Source organism: Aulosira sp. FACHB-615 (assembly GCF_014698045.1).
Classification (GTDB): Bacteria; Cyanobacteriota; Cyanobacteriia; order Cyanobacteriales; family Nostocaceae; genus Nostoc_B.
In genome coordinates this window covers 506,559-523,613 of sequence record NZ_JACJSE010000002.1, presented here as the reverse complement: position 1 = coordinate 523,613, position 17,055 = coordinate 506,559, and the positions used below count along the sequence as shown (strand labels likewise).

At 40.1% G+C, this 17,055-nt stretch carries 12 protein-coding genes and 1 tRNA gene; 9 read left to right on the top strand and 4 right to left on the bottom strand.

The window, feature by feature from the left end; genetic code table 11:
* Positions 1 to 2 precede the first annotated feature (2 nt).
* The 3 genes from H6G77_RS04535 to accD all read left to right on the top strand — a co-directional run bounded on the left by H6G77_RS04535 (position 3) and on the right by accD (position 3,099).
* A complete protein-coding gene (locus H6G77_RS04535) occupies positions 3 to 188 on the top strand; it encodes a hypothetical protein (protein ID WP_015112758.1) in 186 nt (61 codons plus the stop codon).
* 45 nt (positions 189 to 233) lie between these two features.
* Complete coding sequence (gene ychF / locus H6G77_RS04530; RefSeq protein ID WP_190593397.1) at positions 234 to 1,325, top strand: redox-regulated ATPase YchF; 1,092 nt, start codon at positions 234 to 236, stop codon at positions 1,323 to 1,325.
* Positions 1,326 to 2,148: 823 nt separating this feature from the next.
* Positions 2,149 to 3,099, top strand: coding sequence for an acetyl-CoA carboxylase, carboxyltransferase subunit beta (gene accD, locus H6G77_RS04525; RefSeq protein WP_190593396.1), 951 nt, complete (start codon positions 2,149 to 2,151; stop codon positions 3,097 to 3,099).
* An 83-nt stretch (positions 3,100 to 3,182) separates the two neighbouring features.
* Here the strand turns inward: accD and H6G77_RS04520 are convergent, their stop codons facing one another.
* The gene (locus tag H6G77_RS04520) at positions 3,183 to 4,571 is read right to left on the bottom strand and encodes an MFS transporter (protein WP_190593395.1); all 1,389 of its coding nucleotides are present in this window, start codon (positions 4,569 to 4,571) and stop codon (positions 3,183 to 3,185) included.
* A 197-nt stretch (positions 4,572 to 4,768) separates the two neighbouring features.
* Between H6G77_RS04520 and H6G77_RS04515 the strand changes: the two genes are divergently transcribed.
* Positions 4,769 to 5,971, top strand: a complete 1,203-nt coding sequence (locus H6G77_RS04515; RefSeq protein ID WP_190870976.1) for an ABC transporter substrate-binding protein — start codon at positions 4,769 to 4,771, stop codon at positions 5,969 to 5,971.
* 259 nt (positions 5,972 to 6,230) lie between these two features.
* Here H6G77_RS04515 and H6G77_RS04510 read toward each other — a convergent pair whose 3' ends face one another.
* Entirely contained in the window at positions 6,231 to 7,520 is a 1,290-nt protein-coding gene (locus H6G77_RS04510; protein ID WP_190593394.1) for a bifunctional oligoribonuclease/PAP phosphatase NrnA, read from the bottom strand.
* A gap of 522 nt (positions 7,521 to 8,042) precedes the next feature.
* Positions 8,043 to 8,540: an HNH endonuclease gene (locus H6G77_RS04505; protein ID WP_062288673.1), complete on the bottom strand. Its 498-nt coding sequence runs from the start codon at positions 8,538 to 8,540 to the stop codon at positions 8,043 to 8,045.
* A 380-nt stretch (positions 8,541 to 8,920) separates the two neighbouring features.
* On the opposite strand from H6G77_RS04505, the gene alr reads away from it, so the two are divergent.
* The 3 genes from alr to H6G77_RS04490 all read left to right on the top strand — a co-directional run bounded on the left by alr (position 8,921) and on the right by H6G77_RS04490 (position 12,626).
* Positions 8,921 to 10,108 (top strand): alanine racemase, encoded by a 1,188-nt coding sequence (gene alr / locus H6G77_RS04500; protein WP_190593393.1) that lies wholly within the window; start codon positions 8,921 to 8,923, stop codon positions 10,106 to 10,108.
* Positions 10,109 to 10,547: 439 nt separating this feature from the next.
* Positions 10,548 to 10,629: transfer RNA gene (locus H6G77_RS04495), tRNA-Leu, on the top strand.
* Between the two features lie 371 nt (positions 10,630 to 11,000).
* Positions 11,001 to 12,626 (top strand): hypothetical protein, encoded by a 1,626-nt coding sequence (locus tag H6G77_RS04490; RefSeq protein WP_190870938.1) that lies wholly within the window; start codon positions 11,001 to 11,003, stop codon positions 12,624 to 12,626.
* Positions 12,627 to 12,701: 75 nt separating this feature from the next.
* Here the strand turns inward: H6G77_RS04490 and H6G77_RS04485 are convergent, their stop codons facing one another.
* The gene (locus tag H6G77_RS04485; protein ID WP_190593391.1) at positions 12,702 to 13,880 is read right to left on the bottom strand and encodes an FtsW/RodA/SpoVE family cell cycle protein; all 1,179 of its coding nucleotides are present in this window, start codon (positions 13,878 to 13,880) and stop codon (positions 12,702 to 12,704) included.
* Positions 13,881 to 14,150: 270 nt separating this feature from the next.
* On the opposite strand from H6G77_RS04485, the gene H6G77_RS04480 reads away from it, so the two are divergent.
* Positions 14,151 to 16,163, top strand: a complete 2,013-nt coding sequence (locus tag H6G77_RS04480) for a hypothetical protein (protein ID WP_190870937.1) — start codon at positions 14,151 to 14,153, stop codon at positions 16,161 to 16,163.
* Positions 16,164 to 16,255: 92 nt separating this feature from the next.
* Positions 16,256 to 16,996, top strand: coding sequence for a type I restriction enzyme HsdR N-terminal domain-containing protein (locus tag H6G77_RS04475; protein WP_190870936.1), 741 nt, complete (start codon positions 16,256 to 16,258; stop codon positions 16,994 to 16,996).
* The last annotated feature ends 59 nt before the right edge of the window (positions 16,997 to 17,055 follow it).

The window sequence follows — 17,055 nt, the reverse complement described above, 5'->3', positions numbered from 1 at the left end:
CCATGATTGATATTCAAGCTATTTCGATTCCTGAACCGCAAATTCCGACACCGCAACCCAACCCCCTACCCAGACCGGAACCGACACCACAACCAGTTATTCCCGAACCTGTACCAGAAACTGTACCTGCACCTATTCCGCAAACTGTTCCTGGGACAATTCCCCAAACCATACCTGAACCTGTTTGAATTATCTTAGTAGTTTGAGCCAAAATCTAAAATCTAAAATCCAAAATGCTAAGAGCCGGAATTGTCGGACTTCCCAACGTCGGAAAATCTACTTTGTTTAATGCCTTAGTAGCCAATGCGAAAGCGGAGGCTGCTAACTTTCCCTTCTGCACGATTGAACCGAATGTCGGCGTTGTCTCAGTACCGGATGAGCGGTTAAACGTGCTTTCGCAAATTGCTGGTTCTGTACAAATTGTCCCCGCCCGTGTTGAGTTTGTGGATATTGCCGGTTTGGTCAAAGGTGCGAGTCAAGGTGAAGGTTTGGGGAACCAATTTTTATCCCACATTCGAGAAGTTGATGCGATCGTTCATGTGGTGCGTTGTTTTGAGAATGATGATATTATCCACGTTGCCGGTTCGGTTGATCCAGCGCGGGATATTGAAATTATCAATTTAGAACTCGGTTTATCCGACTTAGCCCAAATTGAACGCCGTATTGAACGTACCCGTAAACAAGCCCGCACCAGCAAAGATGCTCAGTTTGAAATTACAGTTCTCGAAAAATTAGTAGCAGCCTTAAACGAAGGTAAATCTGTCCGTCAAGTCAGTTTAAATGAAGAAGAAGCAGCCATTATTCAAGGGTTAGGACTGCTCACCAGTAAACCGATTATTTACGCTGCCAATGTTTCAGAAGATGACTTAGCTACAGGTAATGAATTTGTCGAAAAAGTCCGACAAATTGCCTCACAAGAAAATGCTCAAGTCGTCATTGTTTCTGCTCAAGTAGAAGCAGAATTAGTGGAATTAGCTGAAGAAGACAAAGCAGATTTCTTAGAATCTTTAGGTGTGAAAGAAGGCGGTTTAAAATCTTTGATTCGCGCGACTTACACCTTGTTAGGTTTGCGGACTTATTTCACTAGCGGCCCCAAAGAAAGCCGCGCTTGGACAATTAATGCTGGTATGTCTGCACCCCAAGCCGCAGGTGTGATTCACTCTGATTTTGAACGCGGATTTATTCGCGCCGAAACCGTTGCTTACGATGATTTAGTAGCAAGTGGTTCGATGAAAAGTGCAAAAGAAAAAGGCTTAGTTAGAAGTGAAGGAAAAGAGTACATTGTCCAAGAAGGAGATGTCATGTTATTCCTATTTAATGTGTAGGTTAATATGAGGGTTTAGAGGTGAAGGGGTGTAAGGGTTCTAGATACATACACCCCCATACCTCTGTACCCTAGCCCTGTCAAGGTGACTTTTTTACCTGAGCTAAAAGCTTGGCAGTTGAGACGTTATAACCTGTTAATAATTGCTCTGACTTACCTCCAACAACTTCAATCAAACTTGCCATTGGTATGCCTATTTCTCTGACTTCCACCGGGATTTGGGTTACAGCTTTGTTCTTCTCTCATGCGATCGCCCCACTCTAGCCAATCGCAAGTTGAATATTCTGTAACCTGCAAGCGATCGCCTGATAAGATAATATAATTAAGATTGTTTACGCGCTTTTTGTGTCCTGTTTAAGACAAGCACTGACGATTATTAATGACTGTAACGGTCATTACCCCATTGCCGCTTCACCTTTTGATAATATTATCAACACTGTGACTTGTATTACCCTCTTAACGAAAGCGACCCTTTGGCAAGACTAAAGCCACAGATGCTAACTGCTCAGAAACTAGCAAAATTATTTACAAAATATGGAAACAGTAGATTGCCGCTAGGGTTGGGTAACAGCATCTTTTTTTCGGGAGTTGGTGTTCCAATGGACTTGACTTGACTAATACATTTACAAAATCATATCCGCGAGAGACTTGTATTGGTATAAGCATTTTCGTTAAGCTGGCAACCAAAGATGCAAAATAAGGTCTGAATTGCTTATAAGCGTAATTTTGGTTACGTAGTCATGAAGCATCTGTCCTTGGCTAATGACAGATGATTTATGACCAATGACTGTTTTTGACCCATACCCCACTTGAATAAGATAAAAATGGCAAACAACGAAGAATCACGCGGTTTAAAGTCTCTGTTTGATTGGTTTGCAAATCGAAAAAAATCAGGCTCTACCAACCTGGAACGACAAGAACGGGAAATTGCTGACGGGCTATGGCATAAATGTTCTCAGTGTGGTGTTTTAACCTATACAAAAGATTTGAGAGCTAATCAAATGGTCTGCGTCGAATGTGGACATCATAATCGGGTAGATAGTGATGAACGCATCCGCCAATTGATAGATAGCAATACTTGGCAACCGATAAATGAGCATTTGCGCCCGACCGACCCCTTACAATTTCGCGATCGCAAACCTTATAGCGATCGCCTGCGGGAAATGGAAACAAAACTCGGTCTTGTAGATGCGGTAAAAACTGGTTTAGGACAAATCAACGGAATGCCTGTAGCCTTGGGAGTAATGGACTTCCGGTTTATGGGTGGTAGTATGGGTTCCGTTGTTGGCGAAAAAATCACCCGCTTAATTGAACAAGCCACCGGACGACGTTACCCTGTAGTTATTGTCTGCACCTCTGGCGGTGCGAGAATGCAGGAAGGTATGCTTTCCCTGATGCAGATGGCAAAAATCTCCGCAGCTTTAGACCGCCATCGTGAAGCCAGATTATTGTACCTTCCCGTATTGACCAACCCGACCACAGGCGGCGTAACCGCTAGTTTTGCCATGTTAGGCGATATTATTTTGGCAGAACCCAAATCTACAATCGGTTTCGCTGGTCGGCGCGTCATTGAGCAAACCCTCCGCGAAAAATTACCAGAAGATTTTCAATCTGCGGAAGATTTACTCAAGCATGGCTTTGTAGACGAGATTGTGCCTCGTACTCAGTTAAAGAAAACTTTAGCACAGCTAATTGCTTTACATCAACCAGTTACAACAGCCCCTTCGATGATGCTGTGGGAGTCGATGACGTTGAGTTCTACAGCAGTTGAGTAATGAGGGAGTAGGGAATAGGGAGTAGGGAATAGGGTGATCGCAAGAACAAATACATAACTCCCCACTCACAACTCCCAACTCCCTTACCTTCCTGGTTCTTGCACAAAAAACAGTGGTACAAGTGCAGCTAGGCGCAACAAGCCAGAGAGGGCGAATAAGCCAAGTAAGCCGCCCCACAGGGCAAATTGAGCGATAAAACTGCCGATAGTTGTGCCTAAAGCGCCACTAGCACCAGCAACCGCAGCCGCGATCGCAAAATAAATTGACTGATTTTTCATGGGTGCGATCGCTAGTTGCAAATTGTTATTACACAAGTCAATTGCTGCCCAAGTTATGCCAGCCAAAATATGTAAAAGTGGCAACCATAGCCAAATATCAAGTTGACTGGCATTAATTCCCAACCACAAAATTGGTGTCAGCCCTACCAAAATTCCCACAAAAATTAAAATAGGCAAATTGCCTACCCGGTCTGCTAATTTGCCCCACCAAATCAGCATCAATAAATTTGCGCCAGCCTGTAAACTGCCGTACAGCGTTACCCAACTAACATCTATATTCAAAGTATCTAACATATAAAGGTTAAAGAAGGGTGCGCTCAAATGAACAGCAAACATCCATAAACTGATATAAATCAGAAATATTAAAAAATTGTAGTTTTTCCAAATACTAATAGTAGGTAACGTAACTAATTCATCTGTTGTGTTGTTTGGAGATATGGAAGCTAAAGAATTTTGCAATTGAGGATTGATGTCTATTTTGAAATATTGGCAACCAATACTAACAATGCCAAATATCACCCCAATTAACAGCACTATTCCATAGCCTTGAATATTTCCACCATCCCAATGAGATACGATTAAACCAGCCAAAGGCATACAAATTAAATTAGTCAAGCTAACCGCACTGTTACGAATCCCGAAATACCTACCGCGCAATCTTCGGGGAACAATTATGGCTAACCAACTCATCCAAGATGCACACCCCAACCCGCCTAAAAGATGAGTGGCTAAAACAATCAACAAGGTTAATACAACTAACTGTTGAGAAGTGATACTGCCCCAACTAAAGATAGCAATAGCGATCGCTAAAATTAGCCACAATAATCGAGATGTTCCGTATATCCCCAGCGCATAGCGAAAACGGCTAGTAGTACGTTCTGATAAATAAGCACCCAAAGGCTGAATCAGATTCACCAACATGGGTATAGAAGATAACAACCCAAACACCACCGGACTAGCATCTAATTCCACAAGGAAATTGCTAAGTAAAATACCGCCTGTAGTTATCGAAAAAACTGTTGCTAAAACAGCATCCACTGTAGAGGCGCGTAAACTAGTCCGAATAGCATCCTTGGGAAAACGAAAAGCAGGTTTGGGAGTTGGAACAAGAGTAGTTGGTGGGGTAACAATCTGGGGTATTTCCAGAGTTTCCAGAGTCAGAGAAGCAGCAGTTTCAAGCTGAACAGAATCCATAGTTGTTTTTGAAGTAACGCACCTCAGCGCAGTTTTGGTTATAATTTTTTGTTATTTTATCTTGCTTATTCTCAACAAAAATTCAGATTTATTAAACATCTGTCTTGAGCAACAGACGATATAAGTGAAGTGAAAACTCATGTCATCCATCTGTGAAAAGAATCAACTTGGGGAAATTTTTGGGTGTAGTTCTAGTGATGGCGATCGCTTTTATTAGCTGTCACCAGCTACCATTAACAACAACCAAAGCAGTCACCGTTAAACTGAGTGGCTGGGCTGGTTCTCAAGTTGAGCAAAAGCTATTAAAACAAGTTCTACAAGACTTTGAAGCCCAGCATCCCAACATCAAAGTTAAATATGAAGTTATTTCCGACCAATATATGGATGTCATCAAAACCCGTTTGGTTGGAGACGCAGCCCCTGATGTATTTTATCTTGATGCACTGGAAGCGCCTTTTTTGATGAGTCAAAATGTTTTGGAACCTTTAGATAATTACATTCAACCAGAATTTGAGATAGAAGACTTTGAAGTTACCCTGTTAGATAGCTTTAAATATCAAAACCATATTTATGGGCTACCAAAAGACTATTCTACATTAGCTCTTTTTTATAACACAAAATCTTTGAATGCGGTGGGATTAAATAGTCCTCCAACAAATTGGTCAGAACTGCGTTCTTACTCCCAAAAACTAACAAGCAAGCTCAACAAATATGGTTTTGGTGAATTACCTGAATTAGCACGACAAGTATATAAAATTAAAGCCTTTAATGGACGTGTTATAGATGAGAACGGTTACGCTACCTTTGCCAGCGAACAAAGTTTACAAGGCTTACAATTAGTTATCAACCAGTATCAAAAAGATAAATCATCCGCCCAAAAATCTGATGTTGGGACAAACTCAGGTAGCGAAATGTTTGGACAGGGTAAAGTCGCAATGGTGATTGAAGGTAACTGGGCGATTCCTTATCTCCAAGAAACTTTCCCTCAACTGGAATTTGCCACAGCAGAATTACCCACCATTAACAATCAAAAAGGCACAATGGTGTTTACTGTTGCCTATGTGATGAACAAGCAATCTCAGCAAAAAGCAGCAGCTTGGGAATTAATTTCTTACCTAACTGGTAAAGCCGGAATGCAAAAATGGACAGCTACAGGATTTGCACTACCAACTAGAAAATCGATAGCACAAAAGTTAGGCTATGACAAAGATATTCTGCGAAAACCATTGGTTGCAGGGGTGAATTATGCAACACCGTGGCAAGTTGGTAAATATCCCGCAGCTATTATGAATAATTTTGATAATCAATTTGTCAGTGCTTTGTTGGGACAACAATCATTACAGCAAGCAATGTTAAAGGCGCAAACCACAGCTAATCAACAAATTAAACTGATGGAATAGTCTATGGGAATCCGGTTTGATTTCTGAATTTATTTGTGTAGGTAGGGAATAGGGAATGGGGAGTCGGGAGTCGGACAGAAGGCTGATCTGAATGTACTGATTTTTTTCCCAAATCAAATATGAGTCCCATAGCAGCGAAAAGTAAATGGTGTCCGATTTACTCAAGTTCATAGCATAAAGTAAATAAACAGCCAAGAAATAAATTTCTGGCTGCCAATTTAAATTAAGTTCAACTTTATCCTGTCTTCAATCGCAAGATTTACTCTGACTGAATGGGGTTATCTTTAGGGTTAACTAACTTCAGTAATTTCTGTTTAATCTGAGCGTCAAAAACTTCCCATTTCATCTTGGCGTAGGCTGGATTTTCGTTACTACCTGAGAGGAAACCCATTGGAATTTCAAAACCACCCGCACTGGTTCTACCACCGCCAAAAAAGCGTCCGGTGCTGTCTTGACCAAAGGCTTCTTTGATAAATTCATCGGGGTCGAGGGTGAGTTTGGTGGTTCGCAGGGAGCCGATGACAACTTCGAGTTCATCGTCTTCATCGTGAACGATACCGTAAACTACGGCGGTGTGGACGTTTTCTTCGGTGACTAAGAAATCAGCCGCTTGGGGAATCGCATCGCGGTCGTCGTAGCGCAGATAACCAACGCCGGCGATAGAAAAGTTATTCTGCACTATACGATTTTTTAGCGATCGCTCAATTACATCCATCACTCGCTTAGAACGGTTCGCCTGGAGAATCGCGTTTAATAATTGAGCATCATAAAATCGACTCAGGTAAGCAGCCGCCATAAAATCTTCTTCTTGTGCTTGCATCAGTCGATTTGTATCCGATCGCAAGCCGTGCATCAAGGCTGTAGCACATTTTACGTGTTGGCTAATGCTGCTGTCTAAAGCCAATAAACCTGACTGCAAATACTGAGTAAAAATTGTTGCTGTCGCTCTGACATAAGGACGGACATCAACAAACTCTGATTTAAGTTCTGATTGTAAGCTGTGATGGTCAATCACTGCTACTAAGGGTATGCCTGAATGCTGTACAGTCGCTAATAACTGACTGGTGGTTCCCTGGTTATCAATGAGTACAAAACCTTGATAACAAGACAAATCTTTAGATTTGACGTTTTGCGGTGTCCAACGCTGTGCAGGTAAATTTGTCAGCTTGACTAAGGCAATATTTTCCTGATGGCTCAACGTCCCAGCATAAATAATTTCACACTTAATATCATATTGTTGAGCAATTAGCTGGTAAGCCCACGCACATGAGAGCGCATCAGGGTCAGGAAAATCCTGCAAAATAATTAGCTGGCGCTCATGTCTATGGGCTAATAAGGTCTTTTGTAGTTCCTCTGCTTTTTGAAAAGTTAAGGAATTGTTACGTTGACTGAGATAAACACTCACCCCATCGCTGGTAGATGCTGGTAAGGATGGCCGATTCAGAGGTAGTTCAACTACTTCTTGGTGGTCTACCTCAGCATCTTCTGGATTGGGTTCTGTGGTCAATGAAAAACTCTCTGACTGCTTCAAGGAAGAATTTAGTTGCATAGAAAACATCTTTGTTAAGTGTGAGGCTGGATTGATTGAGAAAGTTACAATCAGGGTTTTACTGATTTAGCCACACATCTTGATCTTCGCAAAAATATAGAATACTTGGGATACGTATCTTGGTGTATTTTTTGTCAAGATAACCCGGCAAAATTTTATGAAGTTCTGCCAAATTACATATAACGGCAGAAAATCAATGTTTCAGCTTTGTGATCAAACTCTAATTTTTCCCTTCCCTAGACCATTCTCTCAGTTGGAGAGAATTTTTGACTCAAGTCTAGATTTTTTTGGTTTATGGATATACAATAAAAGACTGTTGAATTCTTTAGGCAGATGCCAGCACACTACTTTTGCAGCTACTGTCGGGTCATACCCATAAGCAGATGCAACTCCTGTATAGGATGCAACACCAATCATAGTAGTATGTGAGCAATCTAACCTACTGTTGCCCCAACTCAAACAAAACCATCACACCAACAATCAGTCATTGTGGCTGTGCTAACTAGGGTGGAATTATTAGTGTCAAAGACCTATCACATACTTTTGCCACTCTTGATGCAGCCCACTTTTAAGATGCTTACTAACCTCAAAATAGAGGCTGCTGTAAGGTTGGCGGGGTAGATGACGCAGTAGCATGTGGGCTTCTTGAGGCGTGCGATTGCCCTTTTTCACATTGCAACGGACACAAGCCGTAACGATGTTTTCCCAGGTATCGCCACCACCACGCGATCGCGGTATGACATGATCTAACGTCAACTCATCCCCTGTATAGCCGCAATATTGACAAGTGTGACCGTCACGGTGCAAGAGGTTCCGGCGAGTCAGAGGCATTTCCTTATAGGGAACACGCACGTAATGACGTAGGCGGATTACCGTTGGTAATGGAAAACCCGCGTAAAGTAGTCTGCCGTTGTGTTCGACTCGTTCTGCCTTGCCTTTAATTAACAAAACCGCAGCACGTCGCCAGCTCGTAATATTAAGCGGTTCGTAAGAGGCGTTTAAGACTAAAACCTTCCCCATTGATTAACGCTCAAGGTATTAGTTTTACATATATTAACACGATTCTCTTCTCCTTGGGAGATGAGAATAAATTATACTTCCGGAATAATTGAATAATTGTTGTATTTAAATTAGAAATTTGAAAATAAGAGTCGGAAAAGTTAAGTTGCACGGCACAATTTTGATGATAAATCGCCAGTTAGCCTGATTTTGGGCAGAAATTTGCGGTATTAAGCAACACTTGTAAATTTTTATTAACTGGGGTTGATGATCTTTCCCAAACTCAAATACTTCTGATCTAAACATTCAATTGGTCTTAAGAAAAACTTTTCAATTAACACGGAAGTAGTTTATATGAGTATGAATATCTATTAGTGGTGGTGTGATAGGAGAACGGAAATATGCTGAGTCGTGATCAAATGACGGGTATTGCATCTAATCAACAGTGTGACACCTATGCGTGGTTTTCCCAGCGTGCGTGGGTAGAAATTGACCTAGAGGCTTTGTCACACAATGTCAAGCAACTAAAACAGTTGTTATCACCACGTACTCAGTTGATGGCGGTAGTAAAAGCTGATGCTTATGGGCATGGTGCAGTTACAGTCGCGCAAACAGCATTACAATCAGGTGCGAGTTGGTTAGGGGTGGCGACAGTCCCCGAAGGGATTCAATTACGAGAAGCAGGGATACAAGCACCCATATTAATTTTAGGGGCAACCCAGACACCAGAACAAATTCATGCGATCGCCCATTGGAAACTCCAGCCGACGTTGTGCAGTCCTAAACAAGCTTTAATTTTTTCCAATATTTTAGAAGCAATTAACTACGGTTCTCCTGTACCTGTGCATATTAAATTGGACACAGGAATGTCACGGTTAGGGACTGATTGGCAAGTCGCAGCCGAGTTTGTGCAGTTAGTAGAACGCTTACCACATTTGACCATAGCCAGTGTTTACTCCCATTTAGCGACTGCCGATAGTCCTGATCCGGCAATTATGGCAGAACAGCATAGCAGATTTAAAACGGCGATCGCCCAAATTCAAAAAATCGGCATCAAAATTCCGAGCTTGCACTTAGCCAACACCGCCGCCACCCTGGCAGATTCCCAACTGCACTACGATATGGTCAGAGTGGGTTTAGGGGTTTACGGTCTTGCGCCTGCACCACATTTACAACGCAAGATTAACTTAAAGCCTGTTTTACAAGTAAAAGCGCGAGTTACCCAGGTGAAAACGATTGCGGCTGGAACTGGTGTTAGCTATGGTCATCAATTTGTGGCTGATAGAGAAATGCGTATTGCTGTTGTGGCTATTGGGTATGCGGATGGTGTACCACGTAACCTTTCTAACAAGATGGAAGTGTTGTTGCGTGGTCAGCGAGTACCGCAAATTGGCGCAATTACAATGGATCAGTTAATGATTGATATTAGCCAGCTTCCTGAGATTCAAGAAGGGGAAATTGTGACCTTACTAGGCGACCAAGGAAAAGAACAAATCACAGCTGATGATTGGGCTGCACAATTAAATACAATTTCTTGGGAAATTTTGTGTGGGTTCAAGCATCGCCTACCCCGTGTGGGAGTTATCTAGCATTCTTGGGAATGTTATGAGGGTGAAGTATACATAATTAGGACTAACGCATCAAAACGAAAAATCAAGGGTTTTGGTGAGGGTTTAGGCGTTTAGGGGTATAGGGGTGTACTTAACGCGATGTGCAACTTATTCTTGAAACCCCTCTCCAAACCTCTCACGCCAGTCGCCTCAAGTCGGGAAACCCGCCCACGGCGCTGGCTCCCCGAAGCGGAGAGAGGCTTTGAATCTTGCTCCCCTTCCCTACAAGGGAAGGGGTTGGGGGTTAGGTTTGAGAGAAAGTTGCACACGGCGTTACTTATTCAAAATTCTTACACCCATACACCCAATCTCCACGAATAATCTTTGTGCCTAAGTCCTGATAATTAATTATTTAAACTTCATCCTTTTAGTGTTTCTCTTCCTGGAAGAATATGCTATACTAGGGTAGTTGACTGATGCGGATGTGGCGGAATTGGCAGACGCGCTAGATTTAGGTTCTAGTTCCGAGAGGAGTGAAGGTTCAAGTCCTTTCATCCGCACTAAGTGTAAAAAAGCTATAAATTAAAGGTTTCAGGTATGAGCATTCTGGAACCTTATTTGTTTTTAGAGGAATAACGAACCACAGAGGCACAGAGGTCTCAGAGAAATAAGAGTTGAACAAATGTGATGAAAGGCGGGGAAAAGCGATCGCAATTCTGACTTATGTAGGACTTACGCATCAAAACGAAAAATCAAGGGTTGTGGCGAGGATGTAGGGGTTCAAAATCCTTACACCCCAAACCCTTTCACCCTTACACCCGATCTCTACAGATAATCTTTGTGCGTAAGTCCTGTTATATAAGACGTATATATTCTGTTCCAGTCACTGTAATCTAAATACTAAATAGTAATCAAAAATGGGAATCTTGCTATGAGATACTTATTAATAGTTTGGGTACTCATACTAACGTTCATCTTTCCCAGTGAGGTACTTGCAGAAGCAAAACCCTCATATAAATTAATTCCTGGCTTGGGGACTTATCATCATCCAGTTTCCACCCAAAATCCTGAAGCACAACAGTTTTTTGACCAGGGATTAAACTTAGTTTACGGCTTTAATCATGATGAAGCGGTGCGTTCTTTTGAACACGCGGCGGAACTTGACCCAGAAATGGCAATGGCTTACTGGGGTATTGCTTTAGCTTTAGGGCCGAATATCAACGCCGTTATTACTACTGAAAAGGAACAAACGGCATATCAGGCAATACAACAAGCTTTGACACTGGCAGAGAAAGCACCAGTTCCCGAACAAGATTATATTGCGGCTTTGGCAAAGCGTTATGCTGCCAATCCTGATGCAGATTTGCAGGAATTACAGGTGGACTATGCCCAAGCGATGGCAAATCTCACCCAAAAATATCCTGATGATTTGGATGCAGCCACTTTGTTTGCAGAAAGTTTGATGGATTTGCATCCCTGGCAACTTTGGACACATGATGGTCAGCCGCAAGCAGATACAACAGAAATTGTCGCTGTTTTAGAATCGGTCTTGCAACGAAATCCCAATCATCCGGGGGCAAATCACTACTATATTCATGCGGTGGAAGCATCTCTGCATCCAGAACTTGCTCTCGCCAGTGCAAAACGCTTGGAAACACTCGTTCCTGCGGCTGGACATTTGGTACACATGCCTAGCCATATTTATTTTCGTGTGGGAGATTATCAAGGGGCAATGCGATCAAATGCACAAGCGATCGCCGAGGATGCTGCTTATATCAGTAAAAATAAAATTCAGGGATTTTATGCCCAAATGTACTTTAGCCACAATGTACATTTTCTCATGGTGGCTAGTAGTATGGCGGGTAGATATCAAGATGCACTCCAAGCTGCTGATAAATTAATTGCCCACGCTAATTCTCTGGGTTCTCATATACCTCTGGTTGAGGGATTTTTGGGCAGTAAAATGCTGATACAGTCCAGGTTTAATGATTGGGACGCAATTTTACACACTCCACCACCAGATGCGACTTTGCCAACAACCACAGCACTTTGGCATTTTACCCAAGGTTTAGCTTATACAGCTACAGGCAATCTGCAAAGTGCGGCGGATGAAAGCAGCGCCTTACAAGTTGCAATCCAAAAACTTCCGCCTGGGGTGACTATTGGCTTTACTCCTGCTAATCGCATTCTTTATATCGCGCAAAAAGTTCTGGAGGGCAAAATTGCCAAAGCTAATCATAACTACAATTTGGCAATTAGATACTTAGAACAAGCAGTAGTAGCGGAAGATGCCCTTGATTATGTAGAACCACCAGATTGGTATTTGCCCACCAGAGAAGCATTAGGGGGTGTGCTGTTAGCCAAGGGTGATTATGCTACAGCCGAGAAAGTGTTTCGTGCTGATTTAGAAAAGTATCCCCATAATGGAAGGTCTTTGTTTGGGTTGCAAGCAAGTTTGCAAGCCCAAGGTAAAGATGATGCAGCTAAATTGACGCAGACTGAATTTATTACCGCATGGCAAAACACAGACACGCAGTTAAAAGTAGAAAGTTTGTAAAAAAGAAGTGGGTGCGATCGCATCCACTCTGAGATATTCTATAAATTAATGATGGCGAATCTTGGCAATAACCTATCACCTATATAACTTTCGCCGCGACGGAGTTCGGCGTAAAGGTACAACTTCAGCTTCGTTACTTTCCCTGGCTACCCGAATTAACAATGCAGCCGCAACTAAACTAGCAATCATCGAATTACCACCGTAACTAAACATCGGTAAGGGTAAGCCTGTAGTTGGTAAAGCGCCTGTCGCAACGGCGATATGTAATAAAGATTGTCCAATCATCACAATAGTGACACCGATCGCCACTAAACGATTAACGGGATTTTTGGCTTTCATCGCCACAATTAATCCCAAAGTGGTAAACACTGCTAACATCAGCAGCAGGGCGATACCACCTGCAAAACCAAACTCTTCGGCGAAAACAGCAAAAATAAAGTCGGTATCTTGAATGGGTAAGAAAAATTGTTTTTGCTGCGAAAAGCCATAGCCAGCGCCCCAAGTTTGTCCAGAACCAACAGCGAGTAAACTTTGAACTAACTGATAGCCATCACCTGTTGCATCTGCCCAGGGATTGAGAAAAGACATCACCCGCTTGCGCTGATATTCTTTGATGCTAATACTGAGTACGGCTAATAACACTCCGCCTATTGCTGTGCCAGCTAAATATTTATAAGGTAATCCAGCCGCTAAGGCAATTAACCAAATTGTCATCCCGCAAAGTGCAGTTGTACTCAAGTTGGGTTGGGCAAGAATGCCCAAAAGTACCAAACCAAAAATTAACAACCAAGTCAAACGCACTCGCCCAGGTATTTGTTCCCATTGTCCAAAAAGTCTGGCACTTTGCAACACTAAAAAAGGTTTGATTAATTCTGATGGTTGGATAGGGATGGGGCCAATGGCTATCCAACGCGCTGCATCAAACGCTTTTTTACCTAAACCTGGGACAAGAGTCACGAAAATTAACAGTAAAAACAGTCCTAAAAACCAATGAGATACCCGCAAAATTTTGCGTAACGGCAGATTCACAATAAAATTGAAGATAACTAGGGAAACTATCACCCAGATAATCTGACGTTTGAAATAATATAATCCGTCGCCTTGACGTGCGTCGGCAACTGGGTAAGATGCTGAATACAGCACAATTAACCCAAAAAATAACCAAATCAAGGTTAACCAACGCAACAGCCGCGCCTCTACAGCCCAGCTAGTAACGGAATTATCAAAAATGGGAATCAGTCGAGTTAGATTCACGATTCAGTACAGGTAATGCTTAAAAGTTAAGGTATAAACTCATAACTTATAACTTATAACTCAAATTTGTCTTGAGAGTACCTCAAGTCTGGAAGTCACTGCTATGTAAACGGAGTTCGTTTGCACAAACCCAGACAAAATCCGGCTTTTCATGGTCTAGAATGCAAACTTTGGTTGTTCTATCCTGACTTATTGAGGTTTTGTTAGATATTCATCTCATAGTGGGCATATTAGATATCAAGCAATTAGTCTCACAACAGGGTAAACCGTATGTTAACGATACAGTGGCAGGACGAAATTACATCATTGCAGCAAAGCTTGAGACGCGAAATTAGTAAAATATCAGATAGCGCGGAAATTAATATCATCAAGCATATTTGCATTAATAACCTAAAATCAAAGTTGGAAAGATTGGAAGAAATAGAGAAAATTCTTAATATTGAAAAATATAAAACTGTTTTTATTGGAACTATTGGACAAGGAAAAACAACAGCTATCTGTCACCTTTTTAATTTAATAGGTGAATTTAAAGTTTCTAAAACTCTTGGTGGTAAAACTAAAGATGTAATCGAAACCAAAGAATTATTATCTACAGGGGCAGGAAGAACAACTATTTGTGAAGTAGTTCTCAAAGCATCTGAAAAAACTTACATAGAGATAGAGCCGTATACAGTAGACGAGATGGAAAATCTCATATTTGAATTTTGTGATTTTATTGCCAATAAAGATAATTTGCATTCAGAAAATAAAACCATTATTTCTCAAGAAATTGAAAGAGCCATTAGAAATATAACTGAAATCAAAATCACTTCTAAAACAGTTTATGATGGTGATAATAAGAGTATCTCTAGAACTGATCTAGGTAAGCTATTATTTGATGAATTAGGACTAGAAGGACTAAAAAAAATCGCTTTGAATAATGCAAACCTTGAATGTAGAACTTATAAGATAATAGAATTTGATAATCAAGGTCAAGAGAAAGAATGGATAAAAAATACTTTTGCTGCTATCAATAGTGTTCAATTAAAGGAATTTGCTATACCAAAGAAAATATATTTATATGTCAGTAATAATATTTTATCTGGCTCAAATTTATATCAGTTCGATTCAGTTGTTGACACTAAAGGACTGGACGAAAATCCCATTCGTCAAGACTTGCAGAGATATATTGATAGTCAGGACACTATCTGTTTATTTGTAACTCCCTTCAATGCTGCACCTGAAGCTAATATTGCGAAACTGATGGGTTATCATCTGACATCAAAATCAAAAGAATTTCATCATAGATTTGTAACTTTAGTGCTACCTCATAAACATGAGCCTGAAAAAACAAATGGAAGTGACGGTAGTTGGGATTTAGGTATTCAAATTAAAAAAGAAGAAATTCAAGCTACATTTAGACATCTGAATTTAGATTTCTTTCCAGAAAATATCTTGTTTTATGATTCATTACGATATTATCGTGATGATATTGTCAAATTAAATGATATCTACGATGAAGAAGATGTACAGGCTGATAAAAATGAATTTATCAAAGCTATCGCAGACGTAGTAAAACGTAGGCGCAATATTTTATTAGACGAAATCAAGAGTATCAAAGACAGCTTTGGAAAAATCAAAAATGGTGATACTTTGACAGGCGCAGAAACTCAAGCAATTGAAAATGCAGTTCAAAATATCAAGAGTTGGCGAGAACTAGGCAAAAGAGTGCCTAGTTTTGTTTATCAAGATTTTGTTGATAAATACCTTGAATATTATCGTACCACTTATAAAGCATGGAACACGAAACACGCTATTCATAGAAATTTTGGTTATTATGAGCCAAGAGATATAGATATTTATTATGATGCGAAAGTCTTTGCTGAAGGAATAGATGAAGATGAAATGTTGAAGAAGTTTACTAAAGAAGCAAAGCTGGAAATAGAAAATGTTTTATATGAGCTTACATCTGCACATGAATCTTTAAAAACACTTATTCCTGAACTAGTAAAAGAGTTTTACATATTATATGATGACTTTATATATGAGGTAGGTACAGCAATTGAAAAGGAACTAACAAGAAAGTTATCACCCCACAGTGAAGATTCACCATTTTGGAAAGCTTTAATTTCGGAAAAAGGGAAAGAAAAGAAAAAAGGTGAGACATTTGCAGGAAATGTATGTGAAATATTTAAACGAGAGCTTGAATTTGAAGGCAACTTAAATAAGTTTTTTCAGAGTAAATCTGAAGAATTTTGGAAAGAGCTAATTAATAAAGTCTTAGCGTTCTTTGGACAAAAATAGAAAATTGCAATAACCGATTAATGCCTAGTTTGGGACACAGATATATTGTGTCCCTAAAAGCATTTTATTTACATAAATAGCTCTTCAATATTATGACTAGTTTGAATCAAGAAATACAGGAAAAGTTAGATATCTACTTTAAAAAGTATAGACAACGATATACAAAATGTTTAATTAGAGGAATAGAAATTTCAGTTGATGGCAGACCCGAAGAGTTTGTCAGACAGATATTTATTCATTTTCTGATTAATCAAAGTGAGTTATTAACCGGAAAAATAAATATTAAAGTTGAATCAAATAATCATGATATAGAAATATATAAAAGTCCAAGAAATAATAACTTCCGACCACATCAAAATCCTGTGATGATTGTAGAAGTAAAGCGAGAAGAGGTAAACTTACAGAATCATTATAGTCAGATACAAAGATATTTAACGAAGGCTGGTTGCGATATAGGGATTTTATATAACTATCATGAAATTATTGGTATAAGCAGGAAGAATAATGATTTTGAATTTAATTATCTGAATAGCTTACAAGAAATTCAGAAATTGATTTTGCATAAAATCAATCAAATTGATGATGGTTTATTAGAACTTGGCGAAGCTCAAAATGGAAATTTTAAAAGCTTTACTTACCTAATCAATAAGTATGGCAGATATACAACTAATACAGTCACCTTTAAACTCAAAAACCAGCCGACTGAAGTTGAGGGATATTTATTCAGTATTCAAAACAATAAGGTTTATTATAAGATATGTGGTCAGTATTCTAAAAAACAATTAAGTTTTGATAGTCAGGATTTTGAAAAACTAATTTCTATCATTTATTGATAAATATCTAGAGTAATGTGGTTAATTTTAAGCAAAATACGTTAATTCATGTAAGGTTT

Coding starts and splice junctions, on each gene's coding strand:
- H6G77_RS04535 (WP_015112758.1), top strand. CDS start 3: ATGATTGATATTCAAGCTATTTCGATTCCTGAACCGCAAATTCCGACA.
- ychF (WP_190593397.1), top strand. CDS start 234: ATGCTAAGAGCCGGAATTGTCGGACTTCCCAACGTCGGAAAATCTACT.
- accD (WP_190593396.1), top strand. CDS start 2,149: ATGGCAAACAACGAAGAATCACGCGGTTTAAAGTCTCTGTTTGATTGG.
- H6G77_RS04520 (WP_190593395.1), bottom strand. CDS start 4,571: ATGGATTCTGTTCAGCTTGAAACTGCTGCTTCTCTGACTCTGGAAACT.
- H6G77_RS04515 (WP_190870976.1), top strand. CDS start 4,769: ATGGCGATCGCTTTTATTAGCTGTCACCAGCTACCATTAACAACAACC.
- H6G77_RS04510 (WP_190593394.1), bottom strand. CDS start 7,520: ATGCAACTAAATTCTTCCTTGAAGCAGTCAGAGAGTTTTTCATTGACC.
- H6G77_RS04505 (WP_062288673.1), bottom strand. CDS start 8,540: ATGGGGAAGGTTTTAGTCTTAAACGCCTCTTACGAACCGCTTAATATT.
- alr (WP_190593393.1), top strand. CDS start 8,921: ATGCTGAGTCGTGATCAAATGACGGGTATTGCATCTAATCAACAGTGT.
- H6G77_RS04490 (WP_190870938.1), top strand. CDS start 11,001: ATGAGATACTTATTAATAGTTTGGGTACTCATACTAACGTTCATCTTT.
- H6G77_RS04480 (WP_190870937.1), top strand. CDS start 14,151: ATGTTAACGATACAGTGGCAGGACGAAATTACATCATTGCAGCAAAGC.
- H6G77_RS04475 (WP_190870936.1), top strand. CDS start 16,256: ATGACTAGTTTGAATCAAGAAATACAGGAAAAGTTAGATATCTACTTT.